Origin of the sequence: Methylomonas sp. LWB (assembly GCF_001856095.1) — a bacterium.
In the GTDB taxonomy this organism is placed as follows: Bacteria; Pseudomonadota; Gammaproteobacteria; order Methylococcales; family Methylomonadaceae; genus Methylomonas; species Methylomonas koyamae_A.
Genome location: NZ_MKMC01000019.1, coordinates 1 through 20,730, shown reverse-complemented (window position 1 = coordinate 20,730; position 20,730 = coordinate 1). Strand labels below are relative to the sequence as shown.

19 protein-coding genes and 1 tRNA gene are annotated in these 20,730 nt (G+C 57.9%); 16 read left to right on the top strand and 4 right to left on the bottom strand.

Annotated elements, in window-relative coordinates; all coding sequences use genetic code 11:
• The first annotated feature begins 7 nt into the window (after positions 1–7).
• From BJL95_RS09960 to BJL95_RS09925, 8 genes are all read left to right on the top strand, one after another.
• The gene (locus BJL95_RS09960; RefSeq protein WP_064024328.1) at positions 8–1,408 is read left to right on the top strand and encodes an ammonium transporter; all 1,401 of its coding nucleotides are present in this window, start codon (positions 8–10) and stop codon (positions 1,406–1,408) included.
• 182 nt (positions 1,409–1,590) lie between these two features.
• Positions 1,591–1,929 carry a P-II family nitrogen regulator gene (locus BJL95_RS09955; RefSeq protein WP_064024330.1) on the top strand — a complete coding sequence of 113 codons (339 nt, stop codon included), beginning with the start codon at positions 1,591–1,593 and terminating at the stop codon, positions 1,927–1,929.
• A 129-nt stretch (positions 1,930–2,058) separates the two neighbouring features.
• The gene (locus BJL95_RS09950) at positions 2,059–3,351 is read left to right on the top strand and encodes an ammonium transporter (protein ID WP_071157596.1); all 1,293 of its coding nucleotides are present in this window, start codon (positions 2,059–2,061) and stop codon (positions 3,349–3,351) included.
• Positions 3,352–3,424: 73 nt separating this feature from the next.
• On the top strand, positions 3,425–4,189 hold the full coding sequence (locus tag BJL95_RS09945) for an inositol monophosphatase family protein (protein WP_071157594.1): 765 nt from the start codon (positions 3,425–3,427) through the stop codon (positions 4,187–4,189).
• A gap of 42 nt (positions 4,190–4,231) precedes the next feature.
• Positions 4,232–5,761 carry a histidine ammonia-lyase gene (hutH, locus tag BJL95_RS09940; RefSeq protein ID WP_071157592.1) on the top strand — a complete coding sequence of 510 codons (1,530 nt, stop codon included), beginning with the start codon at positions 4,232–4,234 and terminating at the stop codon, positions 5,759–5,761.
• On the top strand, positions 5,754–6,185 hold the full coding sequence (locus BJL95_RS09935; RefSeq protein WP_071157590.1) for a thioesterase family protein: 432 nt from the start codon (positions 5,754–5,756) through the stop codon (positions 6,183–6,185). The genes hutH and BJL95_RS09935 overlap by 8 nt, the downstream gene beginning before the upstream one ends.
• 8 nt (positions 6,186–6,193) lie before the next feature.
• The gene (locus tag BJL95_RS09930; RefSeq protein WP_071157588.1) at positions 6,194–6,754 is read left to right on the top strand and encodes an outer membrane lipoprotein carrier protein LolA; all 561 of its coding nucleotides are present in this window, start codon (positions 6,194–6,196) and stop codon (positions 6,752–6,754) included.
• On the top strand, positions 6,735–9,065 hold the full coding sequence (locus tag BJL95_RS09925) for an MMPL family transporter (RefSeq protein ID WP_071157586.1): 2,331 nt from the start codon (positions 6,735–6,737) through the stop codon (positions 9,063–9,065). Before BJL95_RS09930 ends, BJL95_RS09925 begins: the two co-directional genes overlap by 20 nt.
• 297 nt (positions 9,066–9,362) lie before the next feature.
• Here the strand turns inward: BJL95_RS09925 and BJL95_RS26035 are convergent, their stop codons facing one another.
• Positions 9,363–9,497: a DUF1156 domain-containing protein gene (locus BJL95_RS26035; protein WP_083385875.1), complete on the bottom strand. Its 135-nt coding sequence runs from the start codon at positions 9,495–9,497 to the stop codon at positions 9,363–9,365.
• Between the two features lie 585 nt (positions 9,498–10,082).
• Positions 10,083–10,173: transfer RNA gene (locus tag BJL95_RS09920), tRNA-Ser, on the bottom strand.
• A gap of 30 nt (positions 10,174–10,203) precedes the next feature.
• Between BJL95_RS09920 and BJL95_RS09915 the strand changes: the two genes are divergently transcribed.
• The 5 genes from BJL95_RS09915 to fae all read left to right on the top strand — a co-directional run bounded on the left by BJL95_RS09915 (position 10,204) and on the right by fae (position 14,784).
• Positions 10,204–11,361, top strand: coding sequence for an ATP-grasp domain-containing protein (locus BJL95_RS09915; RefSeq protein ID WP_175463692.1), 1,158 nt, complete (start codon positions 10,204–10,206; stop codon positions 11,359–11,361).
• 4 nt (positions 11,362–11,365) lie between these two features.
• A complete protein-coding gene (gene mch / locus BJL95_RS09910) occupies positions 11,366–12,349 on the top strand; it encodes a methenyltetrahydromethanopterin cyclohydrolase (RefSeq protein WP_071157582.1) in 984 nt (327 codons plus the stop codon).
• 69 nt (positions 12,350–12,418) lie between these two features.
• Complete coding sequence (locus BJL95_RS09905; protein ID WP_071157580.1) at positions 12,419–13,306, top strand: RimK family alpha-L-glutamate ligase; 888 nt, start codon at positions 12,419–12,421, stop codon at positions 13,304–13,306.
• 1 nt (position 13,307) lies between these two features.
• On the top strand, positions 13,308–14,174 hold the full coding sequence (locus tag BJL95_RS09900) for a triphosphoribosyl-dephospho-CoA synthase (protein ID WP_071157578.1): 867 nt from the start codon (positions 13,308–13,310) through the stop codon (positions 14,172–14,174).
• 94 nt (positions 14,175–14,268) lie between these two features.
• Positions 14,269–14,784: a formaldehyde-activating enzyme gene (gene fae, locus BJL95_RS09895; protein WP_064024482.1), complete on the top strand. Its 516-nt coding sequence runs from the start codon at positions 14,269–14,271 to the stop codon at positions 14,782–14,784.
• Positions 14,785–14,839: 55 nt separating this feature from the next.
• On the opposite strand, the gene BJL95_RS09890 is transcribed toward fae, so the two are convergent.
• Entirely contained in the window at positions 14,840–15,526 is a 687-nt protein-coding gene (locus BJL95_RS09890) for a HisA/HisF-related TIM barrel protein (protein WP_254786759.1), read from the bottom strand.
• Here BJL95_RS09890 and BJL95_RS09885 point away from each other — a divergent pair.
• The 3 genes from BJL95_RS09885 (at position 15,525) to BJL95_RS25915 (ending at position 18,929) form a co-directional block, all read left to right on the top strand.
• Positions 15,525–16,514, top strand: coding sequence for an ATP-grasp domain-containing protein (locus BJL95_RS09885; protein WP_071157576.1), 990 nt, complete (start codon positions 15,525–15,527; stop codon positions 16,512–16,514). The genes BJL95_RS09890 and BJL95_RS09885 overlap by 2 nt on opposite strands.
• Before the next feature lie 8 nt (positions 16,515–16,522).
• Complete coding sequence (locus BJL95_RS09880; protein ID WP_071157575.1) at positions 16,523–17,581, top strand: hydantoinase/oxoprolinase family protein; 1,059 nt, start codon at positions 16,523–16,525, stop codon at positions 17,579–17,581.
• Between the two features lie 220 nt (positions 17,582–17,801).
• Positions 17,802–18,929: a methyl-accepting chemotaxis protein gene (locus BJL95_RS25915; RefSeq protein ID WP_071157573.1), complete on the top strand. Its 1,128-nt coding sequence runs from the start codon at positions 17,802–17,804 to the stop codon at positions 18,927–18,929.
• A 17-nt stretch (positions 18,930–18,946) separates the two neighbouring features.
• Here the strand turns inward: BJL95_RS25915 and BJL95_RS09870 are convergent, their stop codons facing one another.
• Entirely contained in the window at positions 18,947–20,368 is a 1,422-nt protein-coding gene (locus tag BJL95_RS09870; protein ID WP_175463691.1) for an Nramp family divalent metal transporter, read from the bottom strand.
• Between the last annotated feature and the right edge of the window lie 362 nt (positions 20,369–20,730).

The following is a 20,730-nucleotide window of genomic DNA, read 5'->3' as shown; positions in this document are numbered from 1 at the left end:
TAAGCAAATGAGATATGTAGCAGGCATGGCGCTGTTGGCGCTGTTGGGCTTCTCGGGGATCGCCGGCGCGGAAGAAGCGGCGGCACCGGCCGTTCAAGCCACCGTGAACAAGGGCGATACTGCCTGGATGATTGTTGCCACGGTATTGGTCGCGTTGATGGTCATTCCCGGTTTGGCATTGTTTTACGGCGGCATGGTGCGAGCCAAAAACATGTTGTCGATTCTGATGCAAGTGTTCGTGATCTTTTCGTTATCGGCCATTTTGTGGGCGGTTTACGGGTATAGCGTGGCGTTTACCGAAGGCAACGCGTTTTTTGGCGGTTTCAGCAAGGCCTTTCTGTCCGGTATCACGCCGGATTCGATGGCGGCGACCTTTAGCAAGGGCGTGTACGTGCCGGAATACATTTATGTCGCTTTTCAGCTGACCTTTTCGGCGATTACTCCGGCGTTGATCATCGGCGCCTTCGCCGAGCGCGTGAAGTTCTCGGCGGTGCTGTTGTTTACGGTAATCTGGTTCAGCATTTGTTATTTACCGATGGCGCACATGGTTTGGTACTGGGCCGGTCCGGACGCATATACAGACGCGACCGCAGCCGAAGCAGCGGGAGCCACGGCCGGTTTCTTGTTCCAAAAAGGCGCGCTGGACTTCGCCGGCGGCACCGTTGTGCATATCAACGCCGGCATGGCCGGTTTGGTCGGCTGTCTGCTGATCGGCAAACGCATTGGCTACGGTAAGGAATTCATCGCGCCGCATAGCGTAACGATGAACATGATCGGCGCTTCCTTGCTGTGGATCGGTTGGTTCGGTTTCAACGCCGGTTCCAACTTGGAAGCCAACGGTCTGGCTGCATTGGTTTTCGTTAACACGCTGTTGGCCGCCGCGGCCGCGACCTTGTCCTGGATGGTCATGGAATGGCTGGTGCGGGGCAAGCCCAGCATGTTGGGTGCGACTTCCGGCGCCGTGGCCGGTCTGGTTGCCATTACCCCGGCTTGCGGTTGGGCGGGGCCGATGGGCTCCATCGCGCTGGGCTTCGTCGTCGGTGCGGTGTGCTTCTGGTCGGTGACTCGCTTGAAACATGCGCTGAACTATGACGACTCGTTGGACGCCTTCGGCGTACACGGTGTTGGCGGCATCGTCGGCGCCTTGGGGACCGGCATTGTCGCCAGCCCGGCACTGGGCGGTACCGGCGTGTGGGATTATGTCGCCAACGCGGTAGCGGAATACGACATGTTGACGCAAGTCACCAGCCAAGCCTGGGGCGTGGGTGTCGCGATTGTCTGGTCCGGCATTGCATCGTTCGTGGCATTCAAAATCGCCGACGTGGCGGTGGGTCTGCGCGTCAACGAAGCGACCGAGCGCGAAGGTTTGGACGTGACCGAGCACGGCGAAACGGCTTATCACATTTAAGCTATCGAGATTGCTGATTAACAAGGAAAAAACGGACCGTCGGTCAGGGCGGTCCGTTTTTGCTATCATTAAAAGCACCTTTCCGGTGCTTGAGCCGGTAAATTGTAGGTTAGCCTGGAATTATTTATGATTGGCGGTAGCCTTCCGACACAGCAAATTATTCATTCGAATTTGGGGATAGCATGAAACTCATTACAGCGATTATCAAACCGTTCAAACTGGACGACGTCAGGGAAGCCTTGTCCGAGATCGGCGTGGCCGGCGTGACCGCCACCGAGGTCAAAGGTTTTGGACGGCAAAAAGGCCACACCGAGCTTTATCGGGGTGCCGAATATGTGGTTGATTTCTTGCCCAAAGTGAAGCTGGAGATAGCCGTGGCCGACAATGTGGTCGACCGGGCCGTCGAGGCGATCGTCAAAGCCGCCAATACCGGGAAAATCGGCGACGGCAAGATCTTCGTCAGCAGTCTCGAACAAATTATCCGAATCAGAACCGGAGAAACCGGGGAAGACGCGATTTAGATTTCCCCAGCGGGTTTTATTGCTGGGCGAACATTTCAATCGCCCTGGTTCGCGAAGACGATTCGCGGGCCAGGGCGATTTTGTCGTTTCTGGTTCTCCAAAAATTGACCTAGCAAAAATTCAACAAAAATGACAATAACAAAAAGAGTCTTCGTACTCACAGCACCGTTGTTCATCTGGCCCGCCGCCGCGTGCGCGGAGGGCATCAATCAAGCCAACACCGCCTGGGTGCTTACATCCACCGCTCTGGTGTTGTTCATGACGATACCCGGCTTGTCGCTGTTTTACGGCGGCTTGGTCCGTAGCAAAAACGTGCTATCGGTTTTGATGCAGTGTTTTGCAATTACTTGTCTGGTGTCGTTGTTATGGTTGGCAGGCGTGTACAGTCTGATATTCGCCGACGGCGGCGCCTGGCAACCCTGGCTGGGTGGCACGAGCAAATTGTTCCTGCCGGACATGGGTATCGCTAATTTGATCGGCGATATTCCGGAAACCGTGTATTTCATGTTTCAAATGACCTTCGCGATTATCACGCCGGCCTTGATCGTCGGCGCGTTCGCCGAACGGATGAAGTTTTCGGCGATGCTCTGGTTCAGCGCTTTATGGCTGATCGTCGTCTATATGCCGATTTGCCATTGGATGTGGGGTAACGGCTGGCTGGCCGCGCTGGGTGCCAAGGACTTCGCCGGCGGGATCGTGATTCACGTCAATGCCGGAGTGGCGTCCCTGGTCTCGGCCTTGGTCATCGGCAACCGGAAAGGTTTTCCGACCGTGGCCATGCCGCCGCATAACATGACCATGGTCGTCACCGGCGCCGGCATGCTGTGGTTCGGCTGGTTCGGCTTCAACGGCGGCAGCGCCCTGAAGGCCGACGGTAGCGCCGGCATGGCGATCGCGGTGACTCACATTGCCGCCGCCGCCGGTTCGCTGACCTGGATGACCATCGAATGGCGCCGCTTCGGCAAACCCAGTGTGTTGGGCATCGTCACCGGCATGGTGGCCGGTTTAGGCACCATTACGCCGGCTTCGGGTTTTGTTGGTCCGATCGGCGGCCTGGTTATTGGCATTGTTGCCGGTATCGTTTGCTTTTATGCGACGCAATACGTGAAGCGCGGCCTGAAAATCGACGATTCGCTGGACGTGTTTCCGGTGCATGGCGTCGGCGGCTGCGTCGGCTCCATTTTGACCGGTGTGTTCGCGGCGGAAAGTTTCGGCGGCTTGGGGCTGAACGGTGTCAGCATCGCCGAACAAGTCGGCGTGCAAGTGCTGGCGGTGTTGGTGACCATCGTTTGGAGCGCCGCGTTCAGCTATCTGGTCTTGAAGCTGCTCGACAAAACCATCGGTTTGCGGGTCAGCGAAGACGAAGAAGTCGAAGGTCTCGACATCGCGCTGCACGAAGAAACCGGTTACCACAATCTATAACTACGCCAGCGTTTGCCGGCTCGAGCGGGCGGAGACCGACTCCGCCCGTTTTCATCAACCTCAGTGGAAATTCATGCCTATCCCACTTTCCGAACTGGAAACCATCGTGCGCGCCGCCGGCGCGATTGCGATGACTTATTTCAACGATCTGGACCAATTGGCCGTCAGCAAAAAAAGCGCACGCGATCTGGTCACCGACGCCGATGTCGCGGTCGAACATTATCTGAAACAGGCCTTGACCGAAAAATGGCCGGAATACGGCTTCTGGGGCGAGGAGAGCGGCCAAACCGCCAACCAAAACCAGCGCTGGATCGTCGATCCGATCGACGGTACCCATTCGTTTTCGAAAGGCCAGTATTTTTGGGGCGTCAGCGTGGCCTTGGAAATTGCCGGCGAATTGGTGGTCGGCGCGGTGTACGGCCCGGCTCTGGACGACTACTACTGCGCGGCTAAAGGCCAAGGTGCCTGGAAAAACGGCAAGCCGATCCGGGTGTCCGACGAGACCAGTCTGGCCGCCAGTATGGTGTCGACCGGCTTCGCCTGTTTGCGCCAGTATTTGCCGGACAACAACCTGCCTCGCTTCTGCCGCATCGCCCAGGCGACCACCGGCCAGCGTCGAATGGGTTCGGCGGCATTGGATTTATGCACGGTGGCCGACGGTCAGGTCGATGCGTTCTGGGAACAGGAATTGAATTTGTACGACGTGGCTGGCGGGGCATTGGTCGTTCTAGAAGCCGGCGGCACGCTGACCGATTTTCAGGGCAATCCCGGCGTGTTTCCCAAGCAGATATTGGCCACGAACGGCAAAATTCTCGATCAGATATTGCCGTTGATGTAATGGCTGACGACACTAACTCCTGTTTTTTGACGGTGCTTGGCGATGACTAAACCGGCGGCGGTGATTTTCGACGGCACGCCGCTGAGTATCGAGGCCGTGATCGGTATCTCGCGCGGCACGGCCGCCGCGGTGTTGAGCGAGGCGGCGGAATTTATCGCCCGCATCGATCGCGGCGCCGGTTTCGTCGATACCTTGCTGGCCGAGGAAGGTTGCGTCTACGGCGTCACCACCGGCTACGGCGATTCGTGTACCGTCGCGGTGCCGGTCGAATTGGTCGGGCAATTGCCGGTGCGTTTGTATCGCTTTCACGGTTGCGGTTTGGGCGAGGACTTCGATCCGGAACAAACCCGCGCCATTTTGGTCGCCCGCCTGACCAGTTTGGCGCGGGGCTACTCCGGCGTTCGCTATCGGTTATTGCAACACCTGACTTTATTGCTGCGCCGCGACATTCTGCCGTTGATCCCGCAAGAAGGTTCGGTCGGCGCCAGCGGCGATCTGACGCCGCTGTCCTATCTGGCCGCCGTGCTGGCCGGCGAGCGCGACGTGCTGTACCAACATCGGCGCCGGCCGGTTGCCGAGGTCTACGCGGAGCTAGGCATTGCACCGCTGACCTTCCAGCCCAAGGAAGCCTTGGCGATCATGAACGGCACGGCGGCGATGACCGGTCTGGCCTGTCTGGCCTTCGGCCGCGCCGAATATCTGTCCCGGCTGGCCGCGCGCATCACCAGCCTGGCGGTCACCGCAATACAAGGCAACGCCTACCATTTCGACGCCAAATTGTTCCAACTCAAGCCGCATCCCGGTCAGGCCAAGGTCGCGGCGCGGATTCGCACCGATTTGCAATGGCATGCCGAAATGCCGCGCAACGACAGCCGCTTGCAGGATCGCTATTCGCTACGCTGTGCGCCGCATGTGATTGGGGTGTTGGAAGACGCCTTGCCTTGGTTGCGGCAAATGATAGAAACCGAGCTGAACAGCGCCAACGATAATCCGCTGATTGATGCCGACGACGAGCACGTGTTGCACGGCGGGCATTTTTACGGCGGCCATATCGCGTTGGCGATGGACACCTTGAAAACCGCCGTCGCCAACATCGCCGATTTGCTGGACAGGCAATTGGCGCAACTGGTCGATCCCAAATTCAATCACGGCCTGCCGGCCAATCTGGCGGGCGAGGCCGGTGAACGGGCGCCGCTCAATCACGGTTTCAAGGCCGTGCAAATCGCCGCCTCGGCCTGGACCGCCGAAGCCTTGAAATTGACGATGCCGGCCAGCGTGTTCTCCAGGTCCACCGAATGCCACAACCAGGACAAGGTCAGCATGGGTACGATTGCCGCGCGCGACTGCTTGCGCATCCTGGAATTGACCGAGCAGGTGGCGGCGGCGGCCTTGCTGGCCAGCGTGCAGGCCGTGGAATTGCGCGGCGGCGCGCTGTTGTCCGAGCCCTTGAGCGACACTTACGCCGATGTGCGTCGCCTGGTCGCGCCGCTGACCGAGGATCGGGCCTTGGACGGCGAATTGCGCGCCTGTCTCGACGCGATACGCAGCCAACGCTGGTCTTTATATGACTAAGTCCGTGCTGGAAGCCGAAGTCGCCATCGAGATCCCGTTTCACGATGTCGACATGATGGCCGTGGCCTGGCACGGCCACTATTGCAAATATTTCGAAGTGGCGCGTTGCGCGCTGTTGGACAAGATAGCCTACAACTATCCGCAAATGCGGGACTCCGGCTTCGCCTGGCCGCTGGTGGATATACGCATCCGCTACGTCAAACCGGCCCGCTTTGGTCAGAGGGGGCTGGTAAAAGCCAGTCTACGCGAATGGGAGTATCGTTTGAAAATCGACTATCTGATCAGCGATCCGATCGAACGGACTCGCTTGACCAAGGGCTATAGCGTTCAGGTTGCCGTCGATTTAAACAGCGGTGAGTTGTGCTGGCAATCGCCGCCGGTGCTGCTCGCCAAATTGGGCTTGGTGTCGCCGTGTTCCGACTGAGCCTGGTAATGCTGATGTTGCTCGTGCCGCCGGCATGGGCCGACGACGTGTTGGACCAAGTCCGAGCGATACTGCAACCCGAGCCGATCGCGGTCGGCCATTTTCGGCAAACCAAGCAACTGGCCTTCCTGCAACAACCTTTGGTGTCGGAAGGCGAATTCGTTTACGCCCAAAGCGGCGGCGTGATCTGGAATACCGTCAGCCCGGTCGCCTCGACGGTATTGATCGGCGGAGACCGGATGATTTCCGAGCAGGGCGAGCAAGCCCTGCCGCCCAGTTTCGGCCAATTGATACCGGCACTGTTGGGCGGCGACTTCGCTCGATTGCGGGCGGACTTCGAGATTCAAGGCAGCGTCCAGGCCCGGAGTTGGCGCTTGCAGTTCCTACCCAAGGACCCGCTGCTCGCCAAGATCGTCGCCGAACTGGTACTGTCCGGCGATAGCGACTTGCGCGGCTTCGATATACTGGAAAGCGGCGGCAACCGCTCCAGTACCGTCTTCGAACACATCAGCCATCCGGCCCAACTGACCCAGGCACAGGCGGCCGAATTTGAACGTTTATCGCCCTAGGCTGTATGCGCTGATTTGGTGTCTGGCGATGAGCGCGCTGGCTTGGCAGGCGGCGCGCGACTGGTCGCGGGATTGGCTGGAAACCGGTTTCATGGCCTTGCTGCCGGTCGCGGAACAACGCCCGGACGTGGCCGAGGCCATTGCCGCGCGGAATCGGCAAATCCAAGGCAAGCTGATTTGGCTGGTCGGCGCGACCAGCGCCGATCAAGCCGTCGCCGCGATCCGGCAAGTCCACGGCGAGCTGACGACCAGCGGCTTATTCGCTAGTCTGCCGTTGGAACGCACGGCGGACGTCGCGGCGCCGGCCTATCGGCGTTGGTTTGACTATCGCTATCAGTTATTGGACGACGCCACCCGGCAAACCCTCAGCCAAGATCCTGCCAAAATCGCCGCCGAAAATCTGTCCTGGCTGTACAGTCCGGTCGGCCAATTGCAGACCGCCGGCTTGGAACGCGATCCCTGGCTACTGTTCAACCGCTATCTGCGAGCCCGGCAGCCGTTGGCGGCCAGCCTGCACCAAGGCGTACCGCTGATCAAGCGCGACGGCCGCTACTGGGCCCTGCTGATGGGCGAATGGCCCGACAGCGACCTGAAACTGGATAAACTGGACACCTTGTTGGCTCTCAACCAGCGTCTGACCGGGCAAGTCGCCGAGCAGGGCGGGGAGTTGCTGGCGACCGGCATGCCGTTGTTTACCGCCCATGGCTCGCATAGCGCTCAGCAGGAGATGTCGCTGATCGGCGGCGGATCGACGTTAGGCTTAGTGATCTTGCTCTGGGCCGCATTCCGCGGACTACGGCCCTTGCTGCTGTCTTGCCTGGCGGTCGCCGCCGGCTTGTTCGCGGCCTGGGTATTGAGCCTGCAACTGTTCGGCAAGCTGCATATTCTGACGCTGGTGTTCGGTTCCAGCCTGGTCGGGGTCGTTGTCGATTATGCGCTGCATTTTTTTTGCGACGGCATGGGCTTGCCGGATTGGACGCCGCGCCAGGGCTTGGCCTATGTGCTGCCCGGCATCGGCTTCGGCCTGTTGACCAGCTTGCTGGGCTACGCCGGTTTGGGCTGGTCGCCGTTTCCGGGCTTGCGAGAAATCGCCGCGTTTTCGGCGATCGGTTTGATCGTGTCGTGGCTGACTGTCGTCGCGGTGTTTCCGTGCTTGCTGGGTGGCTTTCGCATGCCGCATCGGCCGGCCGTGTTACGGTTGACCCGTTATTGGCAGCAAATCTGGCCGGGTTGGCTTAACCGCCATCGAGTCGCGCTGGCGCTAGGCCTGGCGATCTTGCTGGTCGGCGGCTTGTCCCAATTACAGCCCAAGGACGACGTGCGCCTGTTGCAATCGGCTCCGACCAGTTTGCTGGCCGCCGACGCCAAACTCAAGCAAGTGCTGGCGATCGGCCACGACAGTCAGTTTTTTCTGGTCAGTGGCGCCGATCAAACAGAATGGCTCGCCAACGAACGTCGGCTGCTGGCCGGTTTAAACGGCATTCGCGGGCAGGGCGGATTGGCGGGCTACGACGCACTGAGCGCGGCTTGGCCCGATCCGGAGCGGCAGCGCGCCGATTACCGCTTGCTGCAAACCACGCTGTACGACACCGTCAGATTGAAAACCTATATGACGGGCTTGGGCTTCAGCACCCAAGCCGCCGCCGAGGAAGCCCGCCAATTCGTCGCCGCCGAGGCAAGGGTCTTGCCGCTGGCAGATTGGCTGGCCGCCGCCGATCCCGGTCAGCGCGGCCTGTGGCTGGGTTGCGATGTTGGTGCCTGCCGTAGCGTGGTGGCATTGAGCGGCGTTGCCGATCTGGCCGGCCTCGCCGCGCTGCAAAACCTGCCAGGGGTGGCCTGGGTGGATCAGGCCGGGCAAATGTCGGCGCTATTCGCCCGCTACCGCGCGATGGTCACCGGCTTGTTGTTGGGCGTGTGCGGCCTGTTGCTGGCCGCGCTGGTCTTTAAATTGGGCTGGCGCAGCGGTTTGCAGGTCATGGCTGTGCCGGCCGTCGCAATGGCGATGGCCTTGGCGATATTGGGTTGGCGCGGCGAATTGTTTACCTTGTTCAACCTGTTCGCGCTGATGTTGGTGCTGGAAGTCGGCGTCGATTATGCGGTGTTCTTTCATCTGGCCGGCAGCGAACGGCGCGACTCGACCGGACTCGCCGTCACGCTGTCCGCCTTCAGCACCTTGCTGGCCTACGGACTCCTGGCGCTCAGCTCGACCGCCATCGTCCACGCCTTTGGCCTGACCCTGGCGGTCGGCATCACCACCGCATTTTTACTGGCGCCGCTGGTTGGTTTCAGCGCGCGGCCGCGCCGGGCTTAACGGTTTGGGTTCGGCCGATTTTGTCGATGGAATCAGCTGACGAGTCGAAAGAGTGCTGGGACTCCGCGCGACAGTCTTTGACGATCGGTCAAATACGAGCGGGTTTGGCTGCACGCCTAGATTCCGTCGCCCAAGTCGGCGCTTCAATCATGGAATATATCGATAGAGCAACCACGAACGGCCGCATTCCCGACTGAAACTAAAAACTCGGCGTCAGGCATATAACGACGGATTGCCAACTCTAGTTAGCCGTCTGAACCATAACCGGGGTTTCACTTTAAATCGTCGATTTTCTGTTCAAATCAATGGCGTTACTTTTAGCTGCCGGTAAGGGTTACTAAGATGCCCATGCCGAATCGATTTCTCGCGAGCTGCCGCTTCGTTAATCTTATCGAGCGGCGATTCGACTTCGTTTGTTTTAATTGGAAACATATGTTGATACCGGTTGAAAATTGACTATGTAGATCGGTAAATTCCGGCTGAAAATGGGCCACAGGCTATTAGCCTGTCCTGTCCAAACATCAGACAGGTGCTTAGAGGGTGGCAACCATGATCTTTTACGCCAAAATCAGGCGGATGGTTTTCCGCGACCAGTTGTCCATCATTGAGATTGCCAGAGATGCACGAGTCTGTTCCGCAATGCCAAAAAATGCCTGAGAATGGCGAATGGTGCCGAGCTGACTTATTAACGCCGTGCCATGCCGGCACCGAGAAACAGGGCAACGGAGTTCATCGTTGACGGGGTGCCGACCCCTAGACCGGTGTAGCCAACGCAAATTGACAAATACAGTCTGCTATCCAACGGATTTGGCGCTATATCGTGAACGCGGCGCCAAGCTTATTTTCGCGGCGTGCGGGAAAGGTTACGCCGCAATGCCGGCATCGTGGTCGCTGGGGAAGGCGTTTTTAGTCGCTGGAAATTGGATACTAAGGCTATCAATAGGGAAACGTTTCCCCATTCAGGCATAAAAAAACCGGCCGTGAAGCCGGTTTAGTATAGCGCAAGCCATTGAATTATGGCGGAGAGCTAGGGATTCGAACCCCAGGAGGGGTATAAGCCCTCAACGGTTTTCAAGACCGCCGCTTTCGACCGCTCAGCCAGCTCTCCATGAGCCGCGTATTTAACCAGAAGTTTTTTTTGAAATCTAGTATTTTTTGCGGCTTGATGACGATACGGACTCGAATCGCGGTGGCGGAATTTTCTAAGTGTTTGTTGGTGATTGCAAAATCGGCGCGGATGTTGGCGGCTTTGGCGGTCCGTGCCGGCTTCGAGGTGATCGCCGTCGACTGCTTTGCCGATGCCGATACCCGGCAAATCGCAAATCAAACTTATCGGGTGCGTTCGTTGGCCTGGGACGACATCAAGCTCGCGGTAATTAGCGCCCTCGGGCGCTTCCGGATTGCCGACGTCTTGTACGGGAGCGGCTTTGAAACGCATCCGGATAGTTTGATGAAGCTGGCGCGGGATTGGCGATTGCTTGGCAACCAGGCCGATACTTTTTGCCGGTTGCAGGATAAACGGGATTTTTTTGCGTTGCTGACGCGACTGGCGATACCTTATCCTCAGGTTGTTTTCCAGGCGCCGACCGAGGCGGGCGAATGGTTGCGCAAGCCTTGGCGAGGCGAGGGCGGTTTGGGCATCGCCAGATCGATGGAGTTGGAGCGGCGGGATGCGAGCGGCGAGGGGTATTGGCAACGTTACGTCGACGGCATCGCGATGTCGGCGTTGTTCGTCGCCAATGGCGAGTCGGCGCGGGTGGTGGGATGGAATCGGCAATGGCGCGCGAATTTAGGTCCGGACTTCGCGTTTGTGTTTGCCGGTGCCGTCGGCTCGGTACCGATACCGAGTGAGGTGTCGCAAGTCTTGCGAACAGTCGTGATCCAATTAACGGCTGAATACGGTTTGCGCGGCCTGAACAGTCTGGATTTTATGTTGGTACCCGACGGTTTTCGGGTGTTGGAGCTTAATCCCCGCGTGTCGGCTAGCGCTCAGCTTTACGGCGACGATTTGCTGGTATCGCATCTGCGCGGAAGTCTTGGATTGTCGCTGGATAATGTCGCATCGGCACCGGTGTCCAAGGCGGTGCGTACCGTGTTCGCTGATCGGAACCTCCGTGTCGCCGACGATTTTTCTTGGCCGGACTGGGTCGCGGATAGGCCGCCAGGCGGCGCTTTTTTTGGCGCGGGCCAGCCGATATGCAGTATTATTGCGGCCGGTAAAAATTCGGGCCTGGCGATGCTGCAGTTACGCCGCCGGTTACACATTCTCGGAACATTATTGGAAACAGGTCGTTAATCTCATGCAATATCAGGCAAGCGTCAATAAACTTACCCAGCCCTTGGTTCAAACATTGTTGGATAACGCCGACAAGCTGCGCTTGGGTGTCGAGCGCTTGGAAAACGGTTGCACAATTATCGACGCCGGAATCAATGTGCCAGGCGGTTTGGAAGCCGGGCGAATCATCACCGAGATTTGCATGGGCGGCATGGGTACCGCGACGATTTCGCAGAGTTCCTACACCGCGCATTGGCCGCTGACGATCAATGTCCATGCAACCAATCCGGTATTGTCCTGTTTGGGTAGCCAGTATGCCGGGTGGAGTTTGTCGCACGGCAAATATTATGCTTTGGGCTCCGGCCCGGCGCGGGCGCTGGCCACCAAGATCAAGGACGGCGTGATCGAACCGGTCGAAGAACTGTACAAAGAGCTGGAATATCGGGATGTCGCCGAGCGCGCGGTTCTGGTAATCGAAAACGATGCGGTCCCGCCGCTCGAAATCGTCGAAAAGGTCGCATCCGCCTGCGGTCTGGCGCCGTCAGCCTTGACCATCATCGTCACGCCGACCAGTAGTCTGGCCGGCGGTGTGCAAGTCGTCGGCCGGGTCTTGGAAGTGGCGATGCACAAGGCGCATGCCTTGCACTTTCCGCTGGAGAATATAGTCGACGGTTCTGGTAGCGCGCCGATTTGCCCGCCGCATCCGAATTTCGTCAAGGCGATGGGACGTACCAACGATGCGATTTTGTTCGCCGGTCAAGTCCATTTGTTCGTCAAAGGCAGTGACGAAGCCGCCGAAAAACTGGCTAAAGAGTTGCCCAGTTCCACGTCGAAAGACTACGGCAAACCGTTTGCAGAGATTTTCAAGGCTTACGAATACGATTTCTTCAAAATCGACGCGATGTTGTTCAGTCCGGCCAGCGTGATCGTCACGGCGGTCGAATCCGGCAAAAGTTTCCGGGCCGGGCAGTTGGATAACGCGCTGTTGGACCTGTCTTTCGGCTTCTAAGCGCTTTTCCTTTCGTTCTAACAACGCGGCTTCTAGCCGCGTTTCCGTTTTTAACGCCTTTAAATTATCTTGCATCGAATCGCGATTATCACCGACGACCCAGGCTGGCATGGCAAGCAATTGACCCACGCTTTCGCCGGACTGGGCTATTCCGCCGACTTTGTGTCGCTCACGGCATGCAGTTTCCAATTGACCGGCGCAGGCTTGCCGATCGTGTTGCCCGGCTACCCCGATCGATTGCCACGCGCGGTATTCGTGCGCGGCGTGCCGGGCGGTTCGCTGGAAGAGGTGGTGTTTTATCTGGACATCTTGCACGCGTTGAAAATGGCCGGCGTGCCGGTGTACAACGACGCCGGGGCGGTCGAACGTAGCGTCGACAAAGGCATGACCAGCTTTTTACTACAACAGGCCGGGCTGCCGACCGCTACCACCTGGGTGACCCGCGACCGCGAACAGGCGCTGGCGGTTGCGGAACAGGAGTTGCGCGAAGGGCATTTTCTGATCAGCAAGCCCTTGTTCGGTTCGCAAGGCGAGGGCATTCGCCGCATCGAAAAGTCTACCGACTTGTTGTGGTTGACCGGCAGTCGCGGCATTTATTATCTGCAACGTTTTATCGAGTGCGACGGCGACGGTTACTCGGATATTCGGGTGTTTGTCGTCAACGGTCGTGCGGTAGCCGGCATGCGGCGGCGCGGGATTTCCTGGTTGAACAACGTGGCGCGGGGCGCTACCTGCGAATGCATCGAATTGGATGAGGCTTTGGCGGCCTTGGCGGTCGCGGCAACCGAAACCCTCCGCATGGACTATGCCGGCGTCGATATCATTCACGACGCCGAGGGGTGTTACCGAGTGATAGAAGTCAATAGCGTACCGGCCTGGAAGGGTTTACAAAGCGTCTGCGATATCGACGTCGCCGCTTGTTTGGCCAGCGATTTGGTTGAACGTTATTTGCATTGAGATGGCCGTTATCGATCGCCAGTCTTTGATGGAGGCTTATAGCCAAGCCTGCGAGATCGAATTGCAGGCATTCAAGCCGGGTAACGTCAGTATTTACAGTTCCGCCCACGATATGACGGTCGACGACTTTCGGATCAGCGCTCAAGTCAGCCGGGCGCCGATCACGAATCCAGACTTCAGCTTGGGTGAAAAAATCTATCACGCGGTCGCCGCGACCCGTCAGGCTGTCAATTGCAACACCAATTTGGGGATTATTTTGCTATGCGCGCCGGTTTTGCAGGCCGCGGCCGGCTTGGCGGCCGGCGACTCGTTGCATGCAGCGCTGGCGCGGGTGTTGGAAACAACCACGCAATCCGATGCGGAGTGGGTGTTTCGGGCCATCGAGCTGGCTGCACCGGGCGGATTGGGGGAATCGGACGCCCATGACGTTCGCGAGACGCCGAATGTGACCCTGTTGGAAGCAATGGACTACGCCGCCGAGCGCGATTTAATCGCCGCCCAATACGTTAATCGGTTTAAAGACGTTTTTGATTTTTCGGTTTTACGATATAATCGTGCTTTCGTTTTGTCTGGCGATTTCGGCTGGTCGGCGTTGGCGGTGTATGCTGCGATATTGGCCCGGTTTCCCGATAGTCATGTCGAGCGAAAGTATGGACAGCAATACACAGAGTGGATTAAGGGGGAAATGGTCGAGCTCGAAAGAGCTTTGCAGGCAGCCTTCGCGCCTGACAAGTTGATGCCTGTTCTATATGAATTGGATAAAACTTTCAAGGCAAAAAAAATCAACCCAGGCACAACCGCGGACCTGACGGTCGCAACCGTGCTCGTGGTGCTTCTGGAACAATTGGTTAGCGGTACAAGCGGCTAACCGTTGATAGACGGACCTAGACCGAAACGACAATTTAAGGACATAACAGTGTCTATTTTTTGGTTCAATCTTATCTTAAGGGGATAAATTTAAAATGGCTAAAATCAATAACTTACGCGTTGGTGAATCTTTGGTTGGCGAAGGCAACGAAATTGCCCACATCGACTTGATCATCGGCCCACGCGGTTCCGCGGCTGAAACTGCTTTTGCAAACGCTCTGACCAACAACAAAGACGGTTTCTCTACTCTGTTGGCGGTTGTCGCTCCTAACCTGATGGTTAAACCAGCGACTATCTTGTTCAACAAAGTGACCATCAAAGGTTCTAAACAAGCCGTTCAAATGTTCGGACCTGCTCAACGCGCTGTTGCAATGGCTGTTGCCGACTCTGTTGAAGACGGTACTATCCCTGCTGACGAAGCTGATGACTTGTTCATTTCTGTTGGCGTATTCATCCACTGGTTGGCTGAAGACGACGCAAAAATCGAAGAATTCAACTACAAAGCGACTAAAGAAGCGATTGAGCGCGCTGTTGCCGGCACTCCGACTGCAAAAGAAGTCGTTGCTGCCAAATCTGGTGCAAAACACCCATTTGCTGCTAACAACGTTTAAGTTTAAGACGCGAAGGTTGTTAAAAATACCCCGGCTTGCCGGGGTATTTTTTTGTCTAAAGGTTTTCCAGGTCCTTGCCGGTGAGCGCACCGCTATGTAAGGCGCTGGCTACCAATGCGGCGCGCACGCCGATTTCGGCCAGCCGGCGCAAATCGTCGCGGTTACGCACGCCGCCGGCGGCCACGAAGCACCGGTTCGGATGGCGGATCTGCAATTCGCTTAACAAAGCGCAGTCGGGACCGCCATGACCACCGACCTTATCCAAGGTCATCGCTATGACGGTTTCCGGCCAGTAGTTCGTAAACCTCTGCCAGCCAGGGTCGCCCAGCGCGCGCTGGTGTTTGAAATCCAAGGATAGAATGGCCGAGCCGCCGGACAAATCGAAGGCTTGGCGTTGCGATTCGGTACCGACCACCGGCCGCAGATTTCCGCGAGACGGAATGGCGACGGCCGGGCCGCCGTCGTCGATCCAGAACGTCAGATCCGGGAAGGTTTCGGCTAGCTTTAGAATCTCGCGGCGGTGGCTGCCGCGAGCCTCGATGGCGTCTAGGTCCGCGATGTAAAAGGTCGTAAAGGCATGCAGATTTAGAAATGCCTCGACCACGGCGATCGGCTCGCTGGCTTCGCAGATCGACGATTGCGGATGTACAGGCCGATAGCGGCTACGGTCGCCGCCGGCAGCCAACACGACTTCGCCGTCCTTTAAATCGATTACCGGAATAACCTGCATCGCACCGACCATGAAAATTTTGGTGTTCGAATATATCACCGGCGGCGGTTTTGCCGGTCAATCCTTACCGACCGGCTTGGCGGCCGAGGGCGGGCAGATGTTACAGGCATTACTGCACGAACTGAAGGCCTTGCCCGGTATTGAGTTGACGGTGATGCTCGATAGCCGCTGCCAACGCCCCAATGTATTGACCGAAGCGGAGGTCGTGCGCGTTAACCATCCGGACATCCGCACCATCCTGCCCAAGCTGTTGACTGCCACGGATTGCTTTTGGCCGATCGCGCCGGAGACCGACGGCATTCTGCATACCCTCGCCGAGATCGCCGCCGCCAACCGGACTCCGACCCTGTTGTCCGACCCCGCCACGCTGGCGGTTTGCGCGGACAAGCTGGCTAGTTACCGAGTGTTTTGCACGCGAGGCTTACCGGCCGTGCCGACCCGAAGCCTCGTCGACGATTTCGCCGATTGGCGCGGACGCTTGGTGGTCAAGCCCGTCGATGGCGTTGGTTGCGAGGGCGCTCGGTTACTGACTGCCGAGCAATTTTCCGATTGGCGCAATCGCTGCTCCGATCCGATGCGTTATGTGGTCCAGCCCTATTGCGAAGGTAGGCCTTCCAGCTTGTCGGCGTTGTTCGCCGGCGGGCGAGCGTGGTTGCTGAGCGTCAATCGCCAACTGATCGAGGTCGTCGATGGCGGCTTCGCGTTGCGCGGTTGTCGGGTGAATGTCGCGGTTGCGTCGCGGTCCCTGTACCAGGGATGGCTGGATCAATTGGTGGTCGGTTTGCCGGGTTTGTTCGGCTACGTTGGGGTGGATTGGCTGGAAACCGCCGACGGCGGCGGTCAATTGTTGGAAATCAATCCGCGTTTGACCAGTTCCTATGCCGGCGTCGGTCAAGCCATTGGTATCAATGTCGCCGAACAGGTGTTGCGTTGCCTCGACGGCGTGCCGGAAAGTTTTCAAACCGATAGCCAAACTGTCGATATTATTTTCAATCATTAAACGGATTCATGGCTCAACGTATCGCGGGATGGGACATTGGCGGCGCTCACGTCAAATTGGCGTTATTGGACGAATACGGCGGATTGAACAAGGTCGATCAACGCCCATGCCCGCTCTGGAAGGGCTGCGATTACCTGGCCGCGGTACTGGCTGAACTGGACCAGGCCTACGGTTTGGCCGATTATCGCCACGCGGTGACGATGACCGGCGAATTGGCGGACGGATTCGCCAGTCGCGAACAAGGCGTGCGAGCCATCGTCGCTACCGTCGGCCAGCGCTTTGGTTACGATCGTATCGAGGTGTTTGCAGGACGGGCCGGCTTTATCGGCGGATCGGACGTCGCGCCGGCCGATACGCTGGCCATTGCCTCTGCCAACTGGCTGGCCAGCGTATTTTGGCTGGCGGAGCAGTTGCCGGATGCTTTGTTCGTCGATATCGGCAGTACCACGACCGACCTGTTGCTGATTGAAAACGGTTGTCCGCGAATCGAAGGCTATACCGATTATCAGCGTTTGATTTCCGGCGAATTGCTCTATACCGGTGTCGTTCGTACCTCGGTGATGGCGCTTGCCGACACGGCCGAATTCAACGGGCGGCAACAAGGTCTGATGGCCGAGCATTTTGCGACAACCGCCGATATATACCGGGTAACCGGCGATTTGCAGGAGCACCACGATCAAACCGAGAGCGCCGACGGTGCCGAAAAAACGCCGCAAGCCAGCGCCAGACGCTTGTCCAGGTTGACCGGCTACGATTTTGTCGAAGCCGATTGGCCGCTGTGGCAGGCGTTCGCCGCCCGCTTGAAAGACGTGCAAAAGCAAAAGGTGACTCGCGCTTCGCTCGCGCAAATGCAACGCGCCACCCGACTGCCGGTTTGGGTTGGCGCCGGCGTCGGCCGGTTTTTGATCAGGGAGATTGCCGATGACTTGGGATACGCGTACCGAGATTTTTCGGAGTTGCTGGCGAAGCCAAACGGCGAGTGTTCGCGCTTGGATGCCGCCGATTGCGCGCCGGCGGTCGCGGTGGCATTGTTAGCGGATCGGCGTCGGCATGCCGGACAACCTTAAAGTCGCGACCGTTTACAATTTCTGGGCGGCGCTGCACCTGTGGCCGATTGAGAAAATCAAAACGTAAGAATATGCTTACAAAAAGGATGGAAGTATTTCTAGGCTTAATCACTCGATTTATCAAGCCATCCGTTAAGGTATATCGACTAAACTACACGCGCGGCGAACGGATGGATTTTAAATCGCTGTAATTAATAAATGACAAAAATGGGTTGGGGTAATGCTCTCTTTTCTTTGGAAAAATCGCGAATTGGAAGAACTCAAGCTGCAATTGGCGGATGCTAACCGGCAAATTCAACAGCAGACCGATGAGTTGGAGCAGTCGCGTCTTGCGTTACAGCAGGCGCACGCCGGCAACATGGCACTGCAAGCGGCGCACCAGCGCGATTTAGGCACTATTTCCCATTTGCAGAACTTCGGCCAATCCTTGCTGAATATGCAGACCAGTCTGCTAACCTTGGCCAACCGGCTGCGCGACGAAAAAGACAATGCCATCGAAGCCCAGGGCATCTCGATTACCAGCAGCGAGGCCATTAAGCGGATTTCCCACAACTTGGTCGAATTGGCCGACGGTTCCAGCCACGCCGCCGAACAAGCCGGCTCGCTGGATCAAAGTTCGCGGGAAATCATCGGCGTGGTCAAATTAATTCGCGACATCGCCGATCAAACCAATTTATTGGCGCTGAATGCGTCGATCGAGTCTGCTCGGGCTGGCGAGCAAGGGCGCGGCTTCGCTGTGGTGGCGGACGAAGTGCGCACGCTGGCGCAACGTACCGCCGAGGCGACCAATAAAATATCGGCGCTGGCCGAATCCATCCGCAACGCCAGCGGCGGTACCCGCGAGCAAATGAGCCAGTTGGCGGACCACGCCAGAACGTATAGCGAGGAAGGTCAACGCGCGACCGGCACGATGCGCGAGCTGTTGGACTTTTCGGTGACGATGGAAAAAGTGGTGGCGGCTTCGTCGTTGCGCAGTTTCTGCGAATTGGCCAAATTGGACCATTTGATTTACAAGTTCGAAGTCTACAAAGTGTTGTTCCGCTTGTCGTCGAAGACGATTCGGGACTTTGCCGAACACACCGAATGCCGTTTGGGCAAATGGTACTATCAGGGCGAAGGTCGGGCCTGCTTTTCCAAACTCCCAGGTTATTCGGAAATCGAGCAACCGCACATGACCGTGCATCAGGCGGCGCTGAAAGCCTTGACGGCTCATACCGCCGGCGACGATCAAACCATGCTGGCCTCGGTGGGACGGATGGAACAGGCCAGTTTGGATGTGCTCAGCAATCTGGAGAAAATCGCCCACAGCGCCGAGGTCGATGCCGGCGTGTTATGCAAAGCCCATTGAGCCGCCGCCGTAGAGTCTCAAAACCCCAGTACGCTTCGTAAATACAGAAAGGCCAAGGTCAAATAAACCGCAAAGCTGACCGCCAGCAACCAAGGCCGGCGGCGCGGTCTTGCCCAAGCCGGCAAATGCGGCGGCAGCAGGCGGTGATTCAGCCAATACAGTAGCGGTGGAAACAGGATGGTGCCGGCGAAGCCTATCACGGCGCTGGTCAATATTAGCGGGCCGGGCGCGTCCAACTGCATCGTGAAGCAGGTAATCAGCGTTAGCAAACCCAGAAACAGATAATACCAGCGCCGCGCCGGCCAGCGTTGCGCGGCCGGAAACAGCGTCAACACGATGTCGGCCTGAATGCGGCTGACCGCGTCGGCGGTAGCCAGCCAAGTGTCGGTCAAAAACGCCGCCGCGACCACCAGAAACAACAGTCTGCCGATTTCGCCCCAACTGACCGCGAAGAACTGGCTTTGCACGACGGCCAGTTCGTATTCTTGGGGTAGCAAGCCCTTGGGGAACAGTAAGGCGTAAGCCAGTAGGCAGGTCATCAAGGTTGTCAGCAGGTTTCCGAGAATTCCGACCAAAATATCGGTACTTAGAAAACGCCGCCAGGTTTGCCAGCGCGCGGCGCTTTCGGGCTCGTCTCGCGGCAGAAAACCGTCGCTGAGTACCGCTTCCTCGCTGCCGCCCAAACCGGTAATCCGGCCGACCCAGCCGGCCATCCCCGCGCCTTTGTCGCGCAGCCAATACGAATAAAACAAAATCCAGAAGCCGCCCAGGCCGGCAAAAGTGATGGCCGTCAATAATTTGCTGGCGTCGCCGGCTTCCCAAGGCCGCGTCATCGCCGCCGTCGGTCCCAGCAAGCCGCGCGCGAATTCCGGCAGCATGGCCGTCACGTCGCTTTGCAGGCAGGCCGACAATAAACCGACCACGGTGACCACCGCGACCAACTTCATGAAGCGTTCGATCAACGTGTAAACGACGCCGCTGGCCAGGATCGCCGCCAGAAACACCGCGATGGATAAATAGCCCCAAAACAGACTTTGCTCGCGTTGACTCCAGCCGGCCGGCCAATGCGTTAATTCGGCCATCGCGGTGCCGCCGGCCGACGCGAAGGCGCCAAACCAAAAAAACGACACCGACATCAACAGCCACAGAAAGATGCCTAGCCGGCGGTTCAAGCGAATGAAGCCGTGAAAGATGCTTTCGCCGGTCAGTAGGGTGTAGCGGCCAATCTCCAGATTTAACGGATATTGCAACAAGCAAGCGGGTACCAGCAGCCAAAGAAAGGTCAAACCGTACTTGGCGATCATGTACGGCCACCAGATCAGCTCGCCGCTGCCTTGCGCCAGCGCCATCCAGACCACGCCGGGTCCCAACGCGGCCCACCAACCGGGAAAGGCCGGAATGGCGCGGCGAGGAAGAGCATCTAACGGAGTTTTATTCATGGGTCGGAATCGGACGCTGTCAAAAGCCAGCCATTTCCGCAAATTCGCCGGAATTTGGCAAGTCCGGCTTGTCGCTAGCGCGGCATCGGCGGCTACAAAATCGCGAACGTTGGCGGCCCGATTCGGACCGGCCACGGTTTGAGCGGTTCCCACGCACGGAAGCCCTATTCTCTGGATTATCCAAAGCCTGGGTGTAGGAGGGGACTTAGTCCCGATTTTCGTTCCCGCGACGGAACAGCGTCTCGGCATATTCCACCCCAAACCAGCCACCGATTCCGATTGAAAACCGCCACCGGTTTCAATCCAATGTCGGCCAGGGATTCCAACTACAAAATCACCACTGGCGCCTAAAGATATATATT

Coding starts and splice junctions, on each gene's coding strand:
- BJL95_RS09960 (WP_064024328.1), top strand. CDS start 8: ATGAGATATGTAGCAGGCATGGCGCTGTTGGCGCTGTTGGGCTTCTCG.
- BJL95_RS09955 (WP_064024330.1), top strand. CDS start 1,591: ATGAAACTCATTACAGCGATTATCAAACCGTTCAAACTGGACGACGTC.
- BJL95_RS09950 (WP_071157596.1), top strand. CDS start 2,059: ATGACAATAACAAAAAGAGTCTTCGTACTCACAGCACCGTTGTTCATC.
- BJL95_RS09945 (WP_071157594.1), top strand. CDS start 3,425: ATGCCTATCCCACTTTCCGAACTGGAAACCATCGTGCGCGCCGCCGGC.
- hutH (WP_071157592.1), top strand. CDS start 4,232: ATGACTAAACCGGCGGCGGTGATTTTCGACGGCACGCCGCTGAGTATC.
- BJL95_RS09935 (WP_071157590.1), top strand. CDS start 5,754: ATGACTAAGTCCGTGCTGGAAGCCGAAGTCGCCATCGAGATCCCGTTT.
- BJL95_RS09930 (WP_071157588.1), top strand. CDS start 6,194: ATGCTGATGTTGCTCGTGCCGCCGGCATGGGCCGACGACGTGTTGGAC.
- BJL95_RS26035 (WP_083385875.1), bottom strand. CDS start 9,497: ATGTTTCCAATTAAAACAAACGAAGTCGAATCGCCGCTCGATAAGATT.
- mch (WP_071157582.1), top strand. CDS start 11,366: ATGCAATATCAGGCAAGCGTCAATAAACTTACCCAGCCCTTGGTTCAA.
- BJL95_RS09900 (WP_071157578.1), top strand. CDS start 13,308: ATGGCCGTTATCGATCGCCAGTCTTTGATGGAGGCTTATAGCCAAGCC.
- fae (WP_064024482.1), top strand. CDS start 14,269: ATGGCTAAAATCAATAACTTACGCGTTGGTGAATCTTTGGTTGGCGAA.
- BJL95_RS09885 (WP_071157576.1), top strand. CDS start 15,525: ATGAAAATTTTGGTGTTCGAATATATCACCGGCGGCGGTTTTGCCGGT.
- BJL95_RS09890 (WP_254786759.1), bottom strand. CDS start 15,526: ATGGTCGGTGCGATGCAGGTTATTCCGGTAATCGATTTAAAGGACGGC.
- BJL95_RS09880 (WP_071157575.1), top strand. CDS start 16,523: ATGGCTCAACGTATCGCGGGATGGGACATTGGCGGCGCTCACGTCAAA.
- BJL95_RS25915 (WP_071157573.1), top strand. CDS start 17,802: ATGCTCTCTTTTCTTTGGAAAAATCGCGAATTGGAAGAACTCAAGCTG.
- BJL95_RS09870 (WP_175463691.1), bottom strand. CDS start 20,368: ATGAATAAAACTCCGTTAGATGCTCTTCCTCGCCGCGCCATTCCGGCC.